Consider the following 18,584-nt stretch of genomic DNA (forward strand, 5'->3'; position numbering starts at 1 on the left):
CACCCGCGCGGTGGGGGCCGTCGCCGTTCTGCGTGGTGACCGCGTCGGCCCGGGCCGGGTCCGCTCACCGCGCGGTGGAAGACTGGGCGGCGTGCGGGAAGACGTGTCGCCCAAGGACCGGTTCGTGACCGTGTACGGCTTCCGGCCGGTGCTGGCCGCGCTCGCCGACGAGGCGCTGCAGATCGACAAGGTGCTGGTGGCCGAGGGGTCCCGCGGCCCGTCGGTGCGCGAGATCGTCGCTGCCGCCGACGCCAGGGGAGTGCCGGTACGCCGGGAGCCGGCTCATCGGATCACCCTGCTGTCCGGCAACGGGCGGCACGACAACGGCGTGCTGGCCGACGTGGTGGCGCCGCGGATGCGGACCCTCGCCGGTGCGCTCGACGTACGCCACCACGAGCGACCGCGCACCGTGCTCGTGCTGGACGGGATCACCACCCCGTCGAACGTCGGGATGATCCTGCGCTCGGCCACCGCGGCCGGCGTAGCCGGCGTCGTCGTACCCCACCACGGCGTGGCCGGCATCGACCCGCTGGTGGTGAAGGCCTCCGCGGGCGTGGCGTTCCGGGCTCCGGTGCTGCGGGCGGAGACCGCGCAGGACGCGGTCGAGCGCCTGGTCGAGGCGGGGTACGCGGTGTTCGGGCTGGCCGCCGACGCGCCGGAGACGGTGTTCGACGCGGAGGTGCCGCCGTTCGCCGCGTTCGTGCTGGGCAGCGAGACGTCCGGGGTGAGCCCGGCGATCCGGCCCTACGTCGGCACCTGGGTGCGGATCCCGATGCCGGGAGACGTCGAGTCGCTCAACGTCGCCGGCGCGGCCGCCGTGGTGTCGTTCGAACTCGTACGCCGCGGACTGACCACGAGCACGCCGACCACGAGCGGACGGGGCTGAACGATGTCCACCAACTCCACCGGGGCCGGCGGGACGGCCGACTCCACCGGGTCCGCCGGGTCGGCTCTCAACGACTACATCCGCCCGGCCGACCCCACCCAACGCGAACGGCGCGCGGAGTCGTTCGGTGCCAGTGCCGCCGCCTACGCGGAGTTCCGGCCGAGCTACCCCGAGGCCGCGGTGCGCTGGGCACTCGAACCCGTCGCGGGCGACGATGTCGTACGCGTGCTGGACCTCGCCGCCGGGACCGGCAAGCTGACCGAGGTGGTCCGCGGTCTCGGCGTGGAGGTCGTCGCGGTCGAGCCCGACGACGCGATGCTGGCCGAGCTTCACCGGCGGCTGCCCGACGTGCTTGCTCTCCACGGGACCGCGGAGGCGATTCCCGCACCCGACGGCGCGTTCGACGCGGTGGTGGTGGGGCAGGCGTTCCACTGGTTCGACCGGGACCGTGCCCTCGTGGAGATCGCCCGGGTGCTGCGGCCCGGTGGAGTACTCGCCACGCTGTGGAACCTGCACGACGACGGTGTCGCGTGGGTGGCCGGACTCAACGAGGTGGTGCAGGCGCTGGGTTCGGTCCGCGAGACCCGCGAGTCGCCCATGCGGCAGGAGTTGTTCGAGCACCTGGCGTTCACCGACCAGGCGACCGCGGAGTTCGGGTCCCACGAACGCCGGACCAGTGAGCAGGTGGTCCGGATGCTCGGCACGCACTCGCGGATCCTGGTGATGGACGAGGTCGACCGAGCACAGGTGCTCGCCCGCGTCCGCGGCTACCTGCGGGCCAGGCCGGAGACCTTCTCCGGAGAGTTCGACGTTCCGCTCGTCACCATCGCCCTCCGCGCGGTCCGGATCTAGCGGACGTCCTCCGTCCACGATTCCGCCGCCACCACGGGGAGGACGCCCTGAGGAGAAGTGCGCCACGTTACGGTCTCGTGGTGGTCGTTCTGCTGCTTTCTCTGCTGGGGCTGGGTGTTCCCGCTGACACGCCCGGTGACAGCGACGGCTCCTCCGGCCACGACGCCCACTCGCCCGGCTCGTCCGGTGACGGGGGCAGCTCGTCCACTTCCTCCGGCTCGGTGAACTCCGCCGACTCCTTCGACACCCTTCGCCTGCGCTGGAAGGACTCCCTGGACGGCGGCCCGGACCTGAACACCGAGGACCCCGACGTCGCGCGCCGGATCACCGGCATCACCCAGGCGGCGCGGGGCTTCTGGGAGACGATGGACACGACTCCGCAGACCTACGTCTGGAGCGACCTCGCCGACGTCAGCGCGAACGGCTACGCGATCGACGCGACGTACGTCCGGCTGCGGGCGATGACGCTGGCCTTCTCCACGGCGGGTTCCCCCCTGCACGGCGACGCCGCCCTGCGAGACGACATCATCACCGCCCTGGACTGGGTGAACACCCACTGGTACAACGATGCGACCGTGGCGCGGGGCAACTGGTGGGAGTGGTACGTCGGCGCTCCCACCCGGCTCAAGGACATCACGGTGATGCTGTACGACGAGCTGAGCCCGGCGCAGCTGCACAACTACACCGCGGCCCTCGACCATTTCGTGCCGTCCGACATCGGAACCTGGCGAGGCGCGAACGCCACCGACATTCTGGTGCACCAGCTTGTGAGCGGTGTCCTGCAGAAGAGCAGCGAACGCATCACGAACGTACGAAACCTCATCCCGCCACTGCTGGACTACGCCACCAGCGGGGTCGGCTTCTACGAGGACGGCTCCTACCTCGACCACGTCGCAGTGGCCTACAACCTGTCGTACGGCAAGGAGTACCTCAACAGCCTGTCGAACATCGTCTACCTGCTCAGCGGATCACCGTGGGACATCGCCGCACAGGACGCCGGGAAGTTCTACGCCACGATCTACAACGGCTACGAACCCCTTGTCTACAAGGGCGCCGGGATGGACATGGTGCGCGGCCGCGCGATCGGGCGGGACATCGAGCAGGACCACGACGCCGGGCACGCCGTCATCGCCAACATCGCCACGATCGCCACCGTCGCGCCGCCCGAGCAGGCCGCGAGGTTCAAGGCGATGATCAAGTCCTGGGTGGGTGCGGACACCTACAAGAACTTCTACGCCGCCAGTAACTCCCGGGCCACCTTGTTCGTGGTGACCACCGTGAAGGAGATCATGGCCGATCCGGCGATCGAGCCGCGCCCGGAACCGATCGGCCACTACGCGTACAACAGCATGGACCGGACCGTCCACCGGGCAAAGGGTTTCGCGTTCGCGATCGCCAAGAGTTCCAAGCGGGTGCTGAACTACGAGCAGATGAACAACGAGAACGCCAAGGCCTGGTACACCGGCGACGGCATGACGTACCTCTACAACGACGACCTCGGGCAGTTCGCCGGCAACTTCTGGCCGACCGTCGACATGGCGCGGCTGCCCGGGACCACCACCGAGGTCCGTCCCCGCTTCCGCGGCAACCCCGAGGGAAACGTGCAGAACGGCGACGGGGAAGGGGTGCCGACCAATTCCTGGTCGGGCGGAAGTGTGCTCGGAAACTTCGGTGCCTCGGGCCTGCACCTGCGCCCGGTCGGCGGGGTGCTGGGCGGCTCGCTCAGTGCGCGGAAGTCGTGGTTCATGTTCGACGACGAGATCGTCGCGCTGGGCTCGGACATCACGACCACCACCCCGGCCGGCCGCCGCGTCGAGACCGTCGTGGAGAACCGCAAGCTGAACACGGAGGGCACCAACCGGCTGACCGCCGACGGGGAGGCCGAGCCGAGCACCCCCGGCTGGTCGCGGGAGCTCACTGACGTCGGCTGGATCAACCTCGGCGGCAACGACGTCCGTGACTCCATCGGCTACTACTTCCCGGGCGGCGCGACGGTGGACGCCCTGCGGGACACCCGCACCGGCCGCTGGTCCGACCTGTCCGCCAACGGCAGCGGCGGCCCGGAGTACACCAACCACTTCATGACGCTCACCCTCGACCACGGCGTGGATCCCGCCGCTGCGTCCTACAGCTATGTGCTCCTGCCGAACCGGACTCCGGCGCAGACCCGTGACTACGCAAGGAGGCCGGACATCGCCGTCCTCGCCAACACCGCCGCGGTGCACGCCGTCCGCGAGAACACCCTCGGAGTCACCGGCTACAACTTCTGGACCGACGCGGCCACCAGGGCAGGCGAGGTCACCAGCAACAGGCGTGCCTCGGTGATGACGAGGGAGGTGGCCGGTGACACGTTCGAGATCGCGGTGAACGACCCGACGATGGAGAACCCGGGGACGATCGACCTCGAGGTCGACCGAGCGGCCCTGTCCCTCGTCTCCGGCGATCCCCGGATCACGGTGACCCAGCTGAGCCCGACCATCAAACTCGCGGTGGACGTCCATGCCGCAAGGGGAAAGTCGTTCACCGCGAAGTTCCGCCTGGCGCAGGGTCGGTAGCACCGGCTCATGACGCGGGCACCACGGCGAGTTCGCCCTCGCCGTCCTGGCGGGCGAACTGCGTTCGGTACAGCTCGGCATACAGCCCGCCGGCCGCCAGCAGTTGCTCGTGCGTTCCGCGTTCGCGTACCTGCCCCTGGTCGAGAACCAGGATCTCGTCGGCGTCGCGGACGGTCGACAGGCGGTGCGCGATCACCAGGGACGTACGCCCGGTCAGCGCGGTGGCCAGTGCGGCCTGCACGGCGGCCTCCGACTCCGAGTCCAGGTGCGCGGTGGCCTCGTCCAGGATGACGATCGACGGCGCCTTGAGCAGCAGGCGGGCGATGGCGAGCCGCTGGCGTTCGCCGCCGGACAGCCGGTAGCCGCGGTCGCCGACGACCGTGTCCAGCCCGTCGGGCAGACCGGCCACCAGGGGACCGATCCGGGCGGCGTCCAGGGCTGCCCACAGGTCGGCGTCGGTTGCCTGCGGGCGGGCCAGCAGCAGGTTGGCGCGGATGGTGTCGTGGTACATGTGCGAGTCCTGGGTCACCACGCCGATGACCGACCGCAGCGACCGTTGGGTGACCGAACGCACGTTGTACCCGCCGATGCGAACGGCGCCGCCGGTCACGTCGTACAGCCGGGACACCAGTGAGGCGAGCGTCGTCTTGCCGGCGCCGGAGGGGCCGACGACGGCGACCATGCGGCCCGGCGCGACCTCGAAGGTCACGTCGCGCAGCACCTCCTCACCGGCCTGCCTGGACAGCGTGGCCACCGACTCCAGGGAGGCGAGGGAGACCTCCGCCGCGGAGGGGTAGCGGAACGACACGTGGTCGAACTCCAGCGCGGGTTCGACGTCCGCCGGGAGGTCCGTCGCGTCCGCGCGGTCGGCGACCATCGGCGGCAGGTCGAGCACCTCGAGGACCCGTTCGAAGCTGACCAGCGTCGTCATCACGTCGACCTGGAGGTTCGACAGCGAGGTGAGCGGTCCGTACAACCGGGTGAGGTAGGCGGTGAGCGCGACCACCGTGCCGATGCCGAGCGCGCCCTCGACGGCGAAGACGCCGCCCAGACCGTAGACCAGGGCCACCGCGAGCGCGGCCACGAGAGTGAGCGAGACCCGGAAGATCCCGGCGTACGTCGCGGTGGTCACCCCGATGTCGCGCACCCGGGCGGCCTTGCCGGCGAAGTCGCGGGAGGAGTCCTGCGGGCGGCCGAACAACTTGGCCAGCATGGCGCCCGCGACGTTGAACCGCTCGGTCATCGTCTGGGCCATGGTGGCGTTGAGCCGGTAGCTCTCGGCGGTCGCCGCGCGCAGCCGAGGCGCCATCATCCGGGCGGGCAGGACGAACAGCGGCAGCAGCACCAGTGCCAGCAGGGTGATCTGCCACGACATCGCGAGCATCGCGGCGAGCACGAGCACCACACTGAGCAGGTTGCTCACCACGTTGGACAGGGTGGAGGTGAACGCCTGCTGGGCGCCGAGTACGTCGCCGTTGAGGCGCTGGATGAGCGCGCCGGTCTGCGTACGGCTGAAGAACGCGACCGGCATTCCCTGCACGTGGTCGAACACCGCGGTGCGCAGGTCGAAGACGAGGCCCTCGCCGATTCGGGCGGAGAACCATCGCTGGGCCAGGGTGGCGGCGGCGGACAGCAGGGCGAGAAGCGCGACGACGCCGGCCAGGGACACCACGACGTCGGTGCGGCGTGGGGTGATGCCGTCGTCGATGATCGCGCGGAAGAGCAGGGGAGTGACGGCGCCGACGGTCGCGTCGACGGCCACCAGGAACAGGAAGATCGTCAGCAGGCCGCGGTAGGGGCGGCCGAACGCGAGGATGCGGCGGATCGTGCCGGGAGCGAGCTTGTGCCCGCGTACCGAGGTGTCCTTCATGAAGGACCGCATGGCGGCTCCTCCGCCGCCTCGGTTCATCGACATAGAAGCCCTTCGGGTGGGGGACTGGATTCGGTCCGGCTCGGGGTCCGGTTCGTGGCTGAGCCGGGAACCAGATTTAGGGAGGTTAACTCACTAAGAGGTAATCTCACAAGATGGTGACCGTGACGGCCCGCGACCCCATAGGCTGACGACTGTGCACGGACCGGACAGCGCATCGGACGACCCCAGGGGCGACGCGGCCGACGACCCGGCTGACGGCTCGACGGACGACACCGCCGAGCAGATCGCCGCGCTCCTCGACGGGCTGGTCCGGCGGCAGCGCCGGGCCGGGCGCGGCTCGCTGGAGGCGCTCGGCGTCGAGGTCACCCAGGGGCAGATGCGGGTGCTACGGACCCTGGGCCACGCCGAGAACCCGTTGCGGATCAGCGAACTCGCCAACCAGCTGGGCATCGTGCCCCGCTCGGCGACCTCCGTCGTGGACGACCTGGAGGAGGCCGGCCTGGTGGCGAGGAAGCCCGACCCCGCCGATCGCCGGGCGACGCTGGTGAACCTGACACCCGCGGGCGGGCGCATGCTCGCCCGCATCCGGCGCAGCCGCCGTGACGCCATGGTCGCGATGGTCGAACGCCTGAACGCCCGCGAGCGCGCCGACCTGCTGCGGCTGCTGGGCCGGCTGGCCGAGGACGACGGGTGTACCGACCGCCCGGGCCACGGCAGGTCCTAGCGTCGCCTCTCGGCTACGGCTGGTCCGGCTCGTCCTCAGGCGCCGTTTCCTCGCCGGGTGCCGCCTCGACGTCGGCGGTGGCAAGCCGCCACGCGCGCCGGGCCGCGGCGGCGGCCAGTTCGGACAGGGCGCCGGGGTCGATTCCCGAGCCCGGTGGCGGCTCCTGGGCCAGTGGCACCGGGTGACCGGGCCGGTCCGGCGGGAGTGGCGGGAGCGGCGGCTCGGGGCGATCGCCCGGCTGGTCGGCGTACGCCGAACGCGCCGGCACCGACCCGTCGTCCACCACCCGCGAATGGCGTACAGGCGTGGAGGAATCGGCGCCGGGCAGGCCGGCGGTCCGACGGGCCCGCAGCGCGGTGAGGATGTCGTCCCGGCTGCGGCCACGCAACCGCAGCGCGGTGAACGGGTCGGCGTCCAGCAGGTCGGCGACGAGGTAACACACCGCGGCCGCGTGCTTGCACGGCTCGCCCCAGTCAGGACAAGAACAGGCCGGCCGGATGTCACCGGGACCGGGCAGCAGGCTCAGACCGGCCGCACCGACGTCCTCGACCACCTCCGGGGGAAGCTCGCCGTCCAGCAGCGCGGCGGTGCGGCCGATCTGGGTGCCGATCACGTCGAGCACCCGCTCCCACTCGGCCCGCCGGAACGTCGGCACCCGGATGGTCACGGTGTAGGGGTCCGGGCGGCTGCCCTGCACCGGCGCCATCACCAGGCCGGCGGTGAGCTGGACCCGGCCGACGGCGCCGCGGCGGGCGTAGGAACGACCGCGGGCGAGCCGGCCCGGGTCGAGGGCGGCGCGGTGTTCGAGGGCGTCCACCCAAGCCCGCCCCCACCAGGTCAGCCCGAACGGCCGCCGGCTGCCGGCGCCGGTGGCCGCCGGTGGGCGGTGCCCACCACCGGCCGGCTCGTCGGACCACCAGTCGCCGGACGTACGGCTGCCGCCCGGTCCGCGTGGGTTGCCCGGGCTCACGGCGTACTCCCCAAGGCGACCAGGTCGGCGAGCTCGTTGTCGGACAGGTCGGCGATCCAGCTCTCACCGGACCCGATCACCGAGTCGGCCAGCTCGCGTTTGGCCTCGATCACGGCCGCGATCCGGTCCTCCAGCGTGCCCTCGGTCACCAGCCGGTGGACCTGCACGGGATGGTCCTGCCCGATGCGGTAGGCGCGGTCGGTGGCCTGGTTCTCCACCGCGGGGTTCCACCACCGGTCGAAGTGCACGACGTGGGTGGCGCGGGTGAGCGTGAGCCCGACGCCGCCGGCCCTGAGGGAGAGCAGGAACACCGGCGCCGCGCCGGCCTGGAAGTCGGCCACCATCCCTTCACGCTTGCGGGCGGTGATTCCCCCGTGCAGGAAGAGGTTTCGTACGCCCCGGCTGTCCAGGTGGTCCTGCAGCAGCCGGCACATCTCGACGTACTGGCTGAAGATCAGCACCGACTCGCCCTCGGCGAGGATGACGTCGAGCAGGTCGTCGAGGGCGGCGAGCTTGCCCGACCGCCCCGGCAGCGGACCGGACTCGTGGAGGTACTGCGCGGGGTGGTTGCAGACCTGCTTGAGCGCGGTGAGCAGCGCCAGGACCAGGCCACGCCGGGCGACGCCCTCCGACTCCTGGATCTCGGCCATCACCTCGGTGACCACGGCCTTGTAGAGGGTGGCCTGCTCGGTGGTGAGGCCGACGACCACGTCGCTCTCGGTCTTCGGCGGCAGCTCCGGTGCGATCCCGGGATCGGACTTGCGCCGGCGCAGCAGGAACGGCGCGGTGACCCGGGCCAGGCGTTCGGTGGCGGCCGGGTCGCGGTAGCGCTCGATCGGGACGGCGACCCTCTGCCGGAACCGCTCCAGCGGCCCGAGCAGGCCGGGCGTAGTCCAGTCCAGGATCGACCACAGCTCGGAGAGGTGGTTCTCCACCGGGGTGCCGGTCAGCGCGATCCTCGCCGCGGCCGGGATCGTACGCAGGGCGCGGGCCGTGCGGGCCAGGGGATTCTTCGCGTGCTGGGCCTCGTCCGCGACGACCAGCCCCCAGCGCGCGCCGGCGAGCTCCGCGTGGTCGCGGCGGACGACGCCGTACGTCGTGAGGACCACCTCGTCCGGGGCGAGGTCGGACAGGTGCCGGGTGCCACCGTGATATCTGCGGACCGGCGTCGTCGGCGCGAACCGGCGCAGCTCCCGCTGCCAGGTGCCGAGCAGTGTCGTCGGGCACACCACCAGCGTCGGCCCCAGGTCCAGCGGGCGGCGATGCAGGTGGACCGCGATCAGCTGGACGGTCTTGCCCAGACCCATGTCGTCGGCCAGGCAGCCGCCGAGGCCCAGACCGGTGAGCTGGGCGAGCCAGGCCAGTCCGCGTTGCTGGTAAGGGCGCAGGGTGGCCGCGAGGTCCGGCGGCGCGGCGACGTCGGTGTCGGCGCCCACGTCGGTGAGGAGCTCGGCGAGTCGGCCGATCCGCTCGTCCGGCACGAACTTGATGCGCTCGTCGTCGACCGTCAGCTCACCGGCCAGCGCGGCGGCCAGCGCCTCGGCCGCTCCCAGCGTGCGTGGCCCGCGCCTGCGCAGCCGGTCCAGCAGCTGCCGGTCGACGCGTACCCACCGGCCGCGCAACCACAGGAACGGCCGCTTCGCCTCCGCGAGCGCGGCGATCTCCTCCTCGGTCAGCTCCGCTCCGTCCAGCGTCGGCTGCCAGCGGAACTCCAGCATCTGGCGCAGCGAGAACGCGGGCTCGCCGGCGCCGGCCACGCGCGGAGTGGTGGCCTTCGCCTTCAGCGACAGCGCGCCGCCGCCGAGCTCCTTGGGCCACAGCACCTCCGTGCCCACGAGGTCGAGGGCCTCGGCTCCCCGCGCCAGCAGGTCCTCCAGGTCGGCGTCGGCGAGGTCGATGGCCGCCGGCGTGGCGGCGGTGAGCGCGGCGCCGAGCGGTGGCCAGGCCCGGGCACCGCGGCGCAGCGCCAGCAGCAGGTCGGTCTCGGCCTGGGCGCCGAGCCTTGCCAGGACCGCGGCCGGCGCGGCCCACAGGTCGGCGACGTCCACCAGCAGGCTGGGGTCGACGGCACTGCGGAGCTGGAGTACGCCGCGGAACGGGGGAGCGGGTGCCGTCGCCTCCTCGTCCGGCGTCTCATTGTCGGGTGCCTCGACCTCCGGCGGCTGGATCCGCAGCACGAGCTTGGCGCCCGGCCGGTCGGTCTCGGCCGCGGCCTCGTCGGCAGCCAGCCAGGCGGCCACCTGCTCGGCCAGCGGAGTGGGTGCCAACGCCTCGAACGGGGTCAGCGCCGCCCCGGCCGAGGGTTCTTCCTGATCTCCGGAGTCCCGGGCGAGCGTGTCGGCGATCGCGTCCCAGAACGCCTGAACCAGCGCGCTCGCGCCACTCATCCGCAGCGGCCGGCTGCCCGGCACCGGCAGCGCGTGCGCCGTCGGCGGCATCGCCGCGACCAGCTTCGCCAGCCAGGCCCGGTCGTCTGGATCGAGCGGGCCTGCCCGCCAGGCGCCGTACCCCTGCGGACTCGCCGCCGGGCGCAGCCGTCCACGCGCGACCAGGCCGAGCCCGGCGAGCGCGGCGGAGGCCCAGGCACGGTAGGAGGCGGTCGCGTCCGGAGGAGCCTGACGCCCGCACAGCAGGGTGAGCGCCTCCGGCAACGGGACCAGGCGAGCGGGCACCCGGGCGCGGCGTACGCGAGAGCCGGCGGGCAGAACGACCTCCACGCCGTGCTTACCTTGGTCGTCTCCGCCATCGACTCGGTCGCCCCGGTCAGTCCCGCCCGGAGCCCATAACGCGAGCACACCGGCACGCGGCGGGTCGGCCGGGACGAACACCGCCTCCAGGCCGGCCGGGTCCGGTTGCTGTGTCACCTCGCGAAGGCTAGCGGCCGCCGCCGACACCTCCGGCCGCCGGCCGCCGACCGCTGGTCGTCGCGGGTCAGCCGGCGACCAGCTCCGCCGGGCGGACCGTGATCGCGAACGGCGCGGTCGCCTCGAACGCTTCGCCACCGGTCACGGGTGTGGTGGCTACTCCGGGGCGCCGAGCCTCCACGAACCGGGCAGTGCGTCCAGCGCCTCGCGCAGCCGTACGGCGTCCGCCCCCTTCACCTCCCCCTCGGGAGTGGCGTCGGCCAGCGCGTACGCAAGCGCCGCCAGCACCTCGGCCCGGGCGTACCCCGCGTCGAGCAGCCGCTGCGCGGTCGCCCACAGCTGCGGCGGGTCGTCGAACCACAGGCACCGGACGACCGCCGTGCGGGCCGCGATCTCCCGGGACGTCGGCTCCGCGACCTCCGCGCCGTCCCAGTCCTCCGCGTCCTCCGCGTCCTCCGTACTGTCCGAATCCTCCGAGCCGACCCGAAGGTCGTCGGCCACCAGCGTGGCCACCGCGTCGTCGTCGGTGACGTCGAACCCCGGCGCGGGCACCCGGTTGAGCGCGAACATCCGGCGTTCGAAAACCTCGTCGGCGTTGTCCTGGTCGGGATCGAGGTCGGCCAGCAGCGACTCCACCGCGGTCCGCGCCGGGCCCCACGCCGACGGGTCGTCGTAGGTCTCGGCGAACCTCGGCGCGAACGCCCGCACGGCGGCGAGCACCCCCTCGACCGAGGAGGTGGACAGGTCGTTGCGCCGCCCGGCGTACCGCACCCAGGCCGTCAGCACCGCCGGCACGGCGTCGACGTACCGACGGTCGAGCAGGCCGGTACGCGGAAGCCAGCCGAGCAGGTATCCCTCCAGCTTGACCGGGCTGACCCGCAGCGGCTGCCCCCGGTCGTACTCGCACCCGAAGTCCACCAGTTCCTTGGCGAACGCCCGGGCGGCGTCGACGTCGGCCGGGCTGAGCTCCGCGACCTCCGGCGAGGCGGCGAAGTCCTGGACGAGTTGGGCCCGGCGGGCGTCCGGCCACGGCGGCGGCTCGGGGACGGACCCGCCGTCGGGCAGGGTGCGCAGCCGGGCCAGGAGCGCGGCACGCAGGTCGCGGAACGAATCACCGAGCGGAGGCTCGACGGCCTCGTCGGTGGCCGCGAACGCCTCACCCAGAATGATCTTCGCGTCCGCCGGGTCGACCTCGGTCAGCGTCAGGTCGGGGTCGGCGGCGACGGTGGCCTGCGCCTGTGATTCCAGTTCGGCGGCCCGGTCGGTCGCCCAGACGTCCTTGGCGATGCCGCCGAGGTTGTGGTCGACCAGCACCACGAGGCCGTGCGGTTCGTCTCCGTGCTCCTTGTCGGGATAGGCACACACCAGGATGTACTGCGTGTTGTCGCCGAGGTCCTCGCTGACGGCGAGGCACCGCTCGACCCTGGCAGAGCCCAGGCGTTCGGCCCACGCCGGCACACCGTCGCGGGAGGCCGGCCCGTCGAGCGCGGACCGGGCCAGCTCGGCAACCGGGGGCTCGGCCAGGGCGGCGAGGCCGTACAGCAACGCGACCGCTCCGGCGCCCCCGGCGCGGCGGGCCTCTGCGACCAGCACCGGCCCGAACGCCTGGGTGGGGAGCTGCCACCAGGTGCCGATCACGCTGGAGACGAACCCCTCCGCCTGCAACGGCGAGGTCAGCGCCGTCAGCTGCGGGGTGGCGGCCAGCACCTCGGCGGCGAACTCCGCCGCCGGGTGGCCCGTGGGCCCGTCGCCGGGGCCGCCGGCCGATCCGGCACCTTGGCCACCGAGCTGACCGAAGGCCGCGTCGGCCCCGGGTCCCGGCGTGTGCGGGCCGGTGGGGCGGCCGGCCCGGCCGTCCTCGCGTCGTCGGGCTCGGCGGGTGTCGGAGGGGCGGCGGCGGTCGCCTCGGCGTCCTCGGCTTCGCGGACTCATGGGCGGAAGCCTTTCACGTCCGGCCCCGCGCTCGCCGGGCCGGGACGGCGTGCGACTGCTGTCCGCGGGCCGCCGGAAGTGACCGGTGCGCTACCCTGGGCCGCATGCGGACGGCTCTGCTCCTTATCGAGCCGCGCTGACCATCAGCGGGTGCTTCGAGCACCGCGTCGGCGTGGCAACCCCTCCTGTGCGAGGGGTTTCTTCTTTTGTCGGAGCGTCCACCAGTCCTCGACGGAGTCAGGAACGATGAGCGAACCCAGCGCCCGAGACGGCCACGCCGCGGCGGACACCTACGATTTCCACACCATCCAGGGCAAATGGCTGCCGGTGTGGCAGCGGATGGACCCGTTCCGGGCCGACCGGCTCGCGGGCGACGACCCGGTTGCCGAGCCCGACACCCGCGAGCGGCGCTACCTGCTCGACATGTTCCCGTACCCCTCCGGCGACCTGCACATGGGCCACGGCGAGGCGTACGCCTTCGGTGACCTGCTGGCCCGCTACTGGTTCCAGCGCGGCTACAACGTCCTGCACCCGATCGGCTGGGACGCGTTCGGGCTGCCGGCGGAGAACGCCGCGATCCGGCGCAACGCCCACCCCGCCGAGTGGACCTACGCCAACATCGACACCCAGGCGGAGTCGTTCAAGCGGTACGCCGTCTCCTTCGACTGGTCCCGCCGCCTGCAGACCTGCGACCCGTCCTACTACCGCTGGACGCAGTGGCTGTTCCTGCGCCTGTACGAACGTGGCCTGGCCTACCGCAAGGCGTCCTACGTCAACTGGTGCCCGACCGACCAGACGGTGCTGGCCAACGAGCAGGTCGTCGCCGGCAACTGCGAACGCTGTGGCTCGCCGGTCACCAAGCGTGAGCTGACCCAGTGGTACTTCAAGATCACCGACTACGCCCAGCGGCTGCTCGACGACATGGAGCCGCTGGAGGGCCACTGGCCCGAGCGCGTGCTGAGCATGCAGCGAAACTGGATCGGCCGGTCCGAGGGCGCCTACGTCGACTTCGCCGTCGAGGGACGCGAGGAGCCGGTCACCGTCTTCACCACCCGGCCGGACACGCTGTTCGGCGCCACGTTCTTCGTGGTGGCGCCGGAGTCGAAGCTGGCGGCCGAGCTGGTGACGGCGGACCAGCGGGAGGCGTTCGAGACCTACCTCGAGGACGTCAAGCGCACCACCGAGATCGAGCGGCTGTCCACCGAACGCGAGAAGACCGGCGTCTTCCTGGGCGTGCACGCGGTCAACCCGGTCAACGGCCAGCGGATCCCGATCTACGCCGCCGACTACGTGCTGGCCGACTACGGCACCGGCGCGATCATGGCGGTCCCGGCGCAGGACCAGCGCGACTGGGAGTTCGCCCGCCGCTACGACCTGCCGATCGTGCGTACGGTGCAGCCGCCGGCCGACTTCGACGGCGAGGCCTACGTCGGCGACGGCCCGGCGGTCAACTCCGCGAACGCCGAGGTGAGCCTGGACGGTCTCGGCGTCGACGAGGCGAAGACGACCATCATCTCCTGGCTGGAGAGCAAGGGCCTCGGGCGTGGTGCGGTGACGTACCGGCTGCGCGACTGGCTGGTGTCGCGGCAGCGTTACTGGGGAGCGCCGATCCCGATCGTGCACTGCTCCACCTGCGGAGAGGTGCCCGTCGCCGACGAGCAGCTGCCGGTCGAGCTGCCCGACCTGCGCGGTGCGGACCTGTCCCCGAAGGGCACCTCGCCGCTGGCGGCCGCGAGCGACTGGGTCGAGGTGGAGTGCCCGAAGTGCGGTGGAACGGCGCGCCGGGACACCGACACGATGGACACCTTCGTCGACTCCTCGTGGTACTACCTGCGTTACTGCTCCCCGAACGACGAGGAGGGTCCGTTCGAGCCCGACGACGTTCGCCGGTGGATGCCGGTCGACCAGTACGTCGGGGGCGTGGAGCACGCGATCCTGCACCTGCTGTACAGCAGGTTCTTCGTGAAGGTGCTGCACGACATGGGCGTGCTCGACTTCACCGAACCGTTCAAGGCGCTGCTCAACCAGGGCCAGGTCATCAACCAGGGCAAGGCGATGAGCAAGTCGCTGGGCAACGGTGTCGACCTGGGTGAGCAGCTCGCGATGTACGGCGTGGACGCCATTCGGCTGACGATGGTGTTCGCCGGGCCGCCCGAGGACGACATCGACTGGGCCGACCTGTCGCCGGCGGGTTCGCTGCGCTTCCTGCAGCGCGCCTGGCGAGTGGCCAGCGACGTGGCGAGCGAACGCGGTGCCGACCCGGCCGACGGTGACCGTGCACTGCGCAAGGTCACCCACGCGGTGATCAAGGAGGTCACCGAGCACGTCGAGTCGTTCAAGTTCAACGTCGCGGTCGCCCGCCTGATGGAGCTGACCAACGCCGTACGCAAGGCGATCGACACAGGTCCCGGCGCTGCCGACCCGGCGGTGCGGGAGGCGGCGGAGGCGCTCGCGGTCATGCTCAGCCTGATCGCCCCCTACACCGCCGAGGACATGTGGGAACGCCTCGGTCACGAGCCGACGGTGGCGCTGGCCGGCTGGCCGACCTACGACGCCGACCTCGCCGCGGCGGAGACGCTGACCGCGGTGGCCCAGGTCGCCGGAAAGCTGCGGGACAAGTTCGAGGTGTCCCCGGACATCTCCGAGGACGACCTGCGTCAACTCGCGCTTGCGTCGGAGCGGGTGCAGAGCGCCCTGGCCGGCCGGGAGATCCGCAAGGTGATCGTGCGGGCCCCGCGGCTGGTCAACATCGTCCCGGGCTAGGGCGTCTCGGGGTGTGTGCGCACCGCCCCTAGGAGAGGTGGGCGAGGTCGGCCGCGGAGGCGGCCAGCCTCGCCTGTACCTCGCTTTCCGCGGAATTGCCGCATCGCGCGTGCGCGGCGAGCGCGTCCCGCCAGCAGTCGCGGGCGGCCTCGTGCTCGCCTGATGCGTGGAGCGCATCGCCGAGTCTGGTGAGGGCCCGGGCGGCTCCCGGTTGGTCGTCCCGACGGCGGTAGAGGTCGAGGCTTCGTCGTAGCTGCTCCGCCGCCGTGTGCGGATCACCCGTTTGAAGGTGGGCCGTGCCCAGACCTGCGTACGTCTCGGCCAGGCCGTACTCGTCGCCCTCGACGTGCTGGATCTCCAGCGCGCGCTGGAGTGCGTCGAACGCCTCGTCCAGCTGCCCCATATCAAGGTAGGACAGGGCCAGGTTGCTCAACGTACCGGCCTCTCCGATCCGGTCGCCGATCTCGCGCTGGATCTCGATGGCCCGCTGCCGGCAGTCGATCGCGTCACCGTGCCGGGACAGCATTCGGAACACGCTGCCCAGGTTGTCCAGCGAGCTGGCCTCACCGAACCGGTCACTGGTACGGCGCCTGACCTCCACCGACGCCTGAAAGCAGGCACGTGCCTCGTCCAGGTCGCCGCGCTCGCGGTGCGCGACACCGAGCCGGTTGAGTGTCCACGCCTCGCCGGAGTCGTCGTGCGAACGGCGTGCCGCGTCCAGCGCGACGCGTTCGGCGGCCACCCACTCCGCTGCCCTTCCGCGAAGGTAGTAGTAGCTCCAGACCGCGGCTGCGAGCTGCCAGGCGGTCGTAGCTTCACCCGAGTCCGCAGCAATCCGGATCAGCGGTAGGAAGGCCGAGCCTTCCAGGTCGCACCAGTCCAGGGCCTGCGCATAACCGGTGAAAGTCTGCGGCTCCACCGCGAACTGTGCGGGCGGCAGCTCCAGGTGACGGCGCGCCGGATCGAGCATCCGGACCGCGGCGTCGGCCGTCCGCAGAATCCAGTCGAGGAGCCGGCGCAGGGCGTTGTCGCGCTCCTGCGGTGGCTCCTCGGCAGTCAGCACCTCCCGGGCGTAGGCGTGCAGCAGGTCGTGGGCCCGCCATCGTTCGACATGCACCGGCTCGATCAGGTGGCATCCGGCGAGTTCGTCCAGGAGCCGAAGGGCGGTCGTCCGGCTGGTTCCGAGCGCGGCCGCGGCGGCCGCGGTGGGGAACTCGGGGGAGGGACCCAGGCCGAGCAGCCGGAAGGCGCGGGCAGCCTCGGGGGACAGTGCGCGGTAGGACCAGGAGAACACCTCGCGGACAGCCGCGGTGGGGTCGCGCGGCACGTCCAGTGCGTCGAGCCGCCGGGACGGATCGGCGAACTCGGCCGCGACGTCGGCAAGGGAGAGGGACCGGCGCCGGGCAACGCGTTCGGCGGCGATGCGAAGTCCCAGCGGGAAGCCACCGCAGTACTCGCCGATGGCAAGCGCGGCCTCCGGCTCGTCGTCGACCCTGCGCGGACCGAGGATCGACCGCAGCAGGTCGTGTGCGGTCGCGGGGGAGAAGCGGTCCAGCGTCAGGCGACGGGCGCCGTTGCGGGCGACCAACCCGGCAAGATCATCACGGCTGGTCGCCAGGACGAAGCAACCAGGCGTTCCCGGGAGCAACGGGCGTACCTGCTCGGCCGATCGCGCGTTGTCCAGGATCAGCAGCACCCTGCGGCCCGACAGCACCGAACGGAGCAGCGCGGCCCGGGCCTCGACACCACGCGGGACGGAGTCTCCATCGACGCCAAGCGACCGCAACAGGTGGTCGAGAGCTGCGTCGGTCGGCAGTGGCGCGTCCGGGTGGTAGCCATGCAGGTCGATGTGGACCTGGCCGTCCGGGAAGCGGTGGGCGACGCTGTGCGCCCAGTGCAGTGCGAGCGTCGTCTTTCCGATCCCGCCCGCGCCGTCGACGGCCACCAGCACCGGAGACGTCGCGGGTGGCGCATCCGGCAGGCCGATCAGTGCGTCCAGCGCACGAAGTTCCTCCTCCCGCCCGGTGAAGTCGGGCAGGTCGGCGGGCAACTGATGTGGGACGAGAAACGAGGGCGAGTTCGGCGAGGAAGCCGGCTCCGGCTGCTCCGCCGCACGGCCTGGTTGGTCCGTCGTCCGGTCCAGCTGATTCGTCGCCCGATCCAGCTGGTCCGTCGCCTCGGCCGGGGAGGTCCCCGCCTGGACTGTCGCGCCTGCCGGGACGGGGGCGTTCGGAGGCGCAGGGGTGTCCCGTGGGAGGTCGAGGCCCGCCTCGGCTCGCAGGATTCGCTGGTGCAGATCGCTCAGGGCCGGCGTGGGCTCGACGCCCAGGTCCTCGTCCAGGCGGCGCCGGAGCTCCTGGTAGGCGGTGAGTGCGTCGGCCTGGCGGCCCGTGCGGTACAACGCGAGCATCAGTTGTCGCCACAGTCCCTCGCGGTAGGGGCTGTTGGCGGTCAGCGTCCGGAGTTCGGCGACCAGTCCCGCCTCACGTCCCAGCGCGAGGTCAGCCTCGATCCGGGCTTCCGTGGCGGTCATCCGGCGTTCCTCGAGCCGGTCCACCTCCGCCTGCAGCTTCAACGTCATCGGGACGTCGGCGAACGGCGCACCGTGCCACAGTTCCAGTCCCGCGCCCAGGAAGTCGCGAGCCGACTCGAAGTCATGTCCGCGCAACGCGTCCTCGCCGCGGCGAAGGAGGTCCTCGAAGCGGTCTACGTCCACGTCGCCGACGTCGAGCCGGAGTTCGTAGCCCGGCTGGCTCGTGCGCAGGAGACGACCGTGGGGGTCGGCGAGGAGGCGGCGCAGGCGTACCGCATACCCGTGGATCTGGTTGACGGCGCCGCGCGGCGGCCCGTCCGGCCACACCTCCTCGATCAGGGAGTCGATGGACAGTGGCTGGCCCCGGCCGACGACCAGTGCAGTCAACATCGCCCGCACCTTGGGCGCACTGAGGCGTTCCCAGCCGTCGTCGGCTAGCAATTTCAACGGCCCCAGAATCCGAATCCGCATCGCTTGTCTCCCCGTAGCGGCTTCCTGTCTCACCCGTGTGGACGCGACGACACGGCTCCAGCTTGCATCCAGGTCGGGTTCAGGTTCCATCCAGGTCTGGTCAAGGCGCGCTCGGCACTGTGGTTCGGGTCGGGCCGGCGCGGGGTCGGCCCGCAGCGCAA

General features: G+C 71.9%; 10 protein-coding genes. 5 read left to right on the forward strand and 5 right to left on the reverse strand.

Annotation, left to right across the window (positions count from 1 at the left end):
* Nucleotides 1-91 precede the first annotated feature (91 nt).
* The 3 genes from ABZV93_RS24475 to ABZV93_RS24485 all read left to right on the forward strand — a co-directional run bounded on the left by ABZV93_RS24475 (nt 92) and on the right by ABZV93_RS24485 (nt 4,293).
* Nucleotides 92-886: an RNA methyltransferase gene (locus ABZV93_RS24475; protein ID WP_354940109.1), complete on the forward strand. Its 795-nt coding sequence runs from the start codon at nt 92-94 to the stop codon at nt 884-886.
* Between the two features lie 3 nt (nt 887-889).
* The gene (locus ABZV93_RS24480; protein ID WP_354940112.1) at nt 890-1,738 is read left to right on the forward strand and encodes a class I SAM-dependent methyltransferase; all 849 of its coding nucleotides are present in this window, start codon (nt 890-892) and stop codon (nt 1,736-1,738) included.
* An 80-nt stretch (nt 1,739-1,818) separates the two neighbouring features.
* The gene (locus tag ABZV93_RS24485) at nt 1,819-4,293 is read left to right on the forward strand and encodes a polysaccharide lyase 8 family protein (RefSeq protein ID WP_354940115.1); all 2,475 of its coding nucleotides are present in this window, start codon (nt 1,819-1,821) and stop codon (nt 4,291-4,293) included.
* 7 nt (nt 4,294-4,300) lie between these two features.
* On the opposite strand, the gene ABZV93_RS24490 is transcribed toward ABZV93_RS24485, so the two are convergent.
* A complete protein-coding gene (locus ABZV93_RS24490) occupies nt 4,301-6,175 on the reverse strand; it encodes an ABC transporter ATP-binding protein (protein ID WP_354940118.1) in 1,875 nt (624 codons plus the stop codon).
* Nucleotides 6,176-6,359: 184 nt separating this feature from the next.
* Between ABZV93_RS24490 and ABZV93_RS24495 the strand changes: the two genes are divergently transcribed.
* Nucleotides 6,360-6,890 (forward strand): MarR family transcriptional regulator, encoded by a 531-nt coding sequence (locus ABZV93_RS24495; RefSeq protein ID WP_354940121.1) that lies wholly within the window; start codon nt 6,360-6,362, stop codon nt 6,888-6,890.
* Between the two features lie 13 nt (nt 6,891-6,903).
* Here ABZV93_RS24495 and ABZV93_RS24500 read toward each other — a convergent pair whose 3' ends face one another.
* From ABZV93_RS24500 to ABZV93_RS24510, 3 genes are all read right to left on the reverse strand, one after another.
* On the reverse strand, nt 6,904-7,860 hold the full coding sequence (locus ABZV93_RS24500; RefSeq protein ID WP_354940123.1) for an SWIM zinc finger family protein: 957 nt from the start codon (nt 7,858-7,860) through the stop codon (nt 6,904-6,906).
* Nucleotides 7,857-10,724, reverse strand: a complete 2,868-nt coding sequence (locus tag ABZV93_RS24505) for an SNF2-related protein (RefSeq protein ID WP_354940126.1) — start codon at nt 10,722-10,724, stop codon at nt 7,857-7,859. The genes ABZV93_RS24500 and ABZV93_RS24505 overlap by 4 nt, the downstream gene beginning before the upstream one ends.
* 156 nt (nt 10,725-10,880) lie before the next feature.
* Nucleotides 10,881-12,656, reverse strand: a complete 1,776-nt coding sequence (locus ABZV93_RS24510) for a hypothetical protein (RefSeq protein ID WP_354940129.1) — start codon at nt 12,654-12,656, stop codon at nt 10,881-10,883.
* A 246-nt stretch (nt 12,657-12,902) separates the two neighbouring features.
* Between ABZV93_RS24510 and leuS the strand changes: the two genes are divergently transcribed.
* Nucleotides 12,903-15,419: a leucine--tRNA ligase gene (gene leuS, locus ABZV93_RS24515; RefSeq protein WP_354940132.1), complete on the forward strand. Its 2,517-nt coding sequence runs from the start codon at nt 12,903-12,905 to the stop codon at nt 15,417-15,419.
* Nucleotides 15,420-15,447: 28 nt separating this feature from the next.
* Here the strand turns inward: leuS and ABZV93_RS24520 are convergent, their stop codons facing one another.
* On the reverse strand, nt 15,448-18,342 hold the full coding sequence (locus tag ABZV93_RS24520) for a BTAD domain-containing putative transcriptional regulator (RefSeq protein WP_354940135.1): 2,895 nt from the start codon (nt 18,340-18,342) through the stop codon (nt 15,448-15,450).
* Nucleotides 18,343-18,584 lie beyond the last annotated feature (242 nt).

The organism is Actinopolymorpha sp. NPDC004070 (assembly GCF_040610475.1).
Classification (GTDB): Bacteria; Actinomycetota; Actinomycetes; order Propionibacteriales; family Actinopolymorphaceae; genus Actinopolymorpha.

What these genes read in the sequence shown, in the direction of transcription:
- ABZV93_RS24480 (WP_354940112.1), top strand. Translation starts at nt 890, where the DNA reads ATGTCCACCAACTCCACCGGGGCCGGCGGGACGGCCGACTCCACCGGG.
- ABZV93_RS24510 (WP_354940129.1), bottom strand. Translation starts at nt 12,656, where the DNA reads ATGAGTCCGCGAAGCCGAGGACGCCGAGGCGACCGCCGCCGCCCCTCC.
- ABZV93_RS24520 (WP_354940135.1), bottom strand. Translation starts at nt 18,342, where the DNA reads ATGTTGACTGCACTGGTCGTCGGCCGGGGCCAGCCACTGTCCATCGAC.
- leuS (WP_354940132.1), top strand. Translation starts at nt 12,903, where the DNA reads ATGAGCGAACCCAGCGCCCGAGACGGCCACGCCGCGGCGGACACCTAC.
- ABZV93_RS24490 (WP_354940118.1), bottom strand. Translation starts at nt 6,175, where the DNA reads ATGCGGTCCTTCATGAAGGACACCTCGGTACGCGGGCACAAGCTCGCT.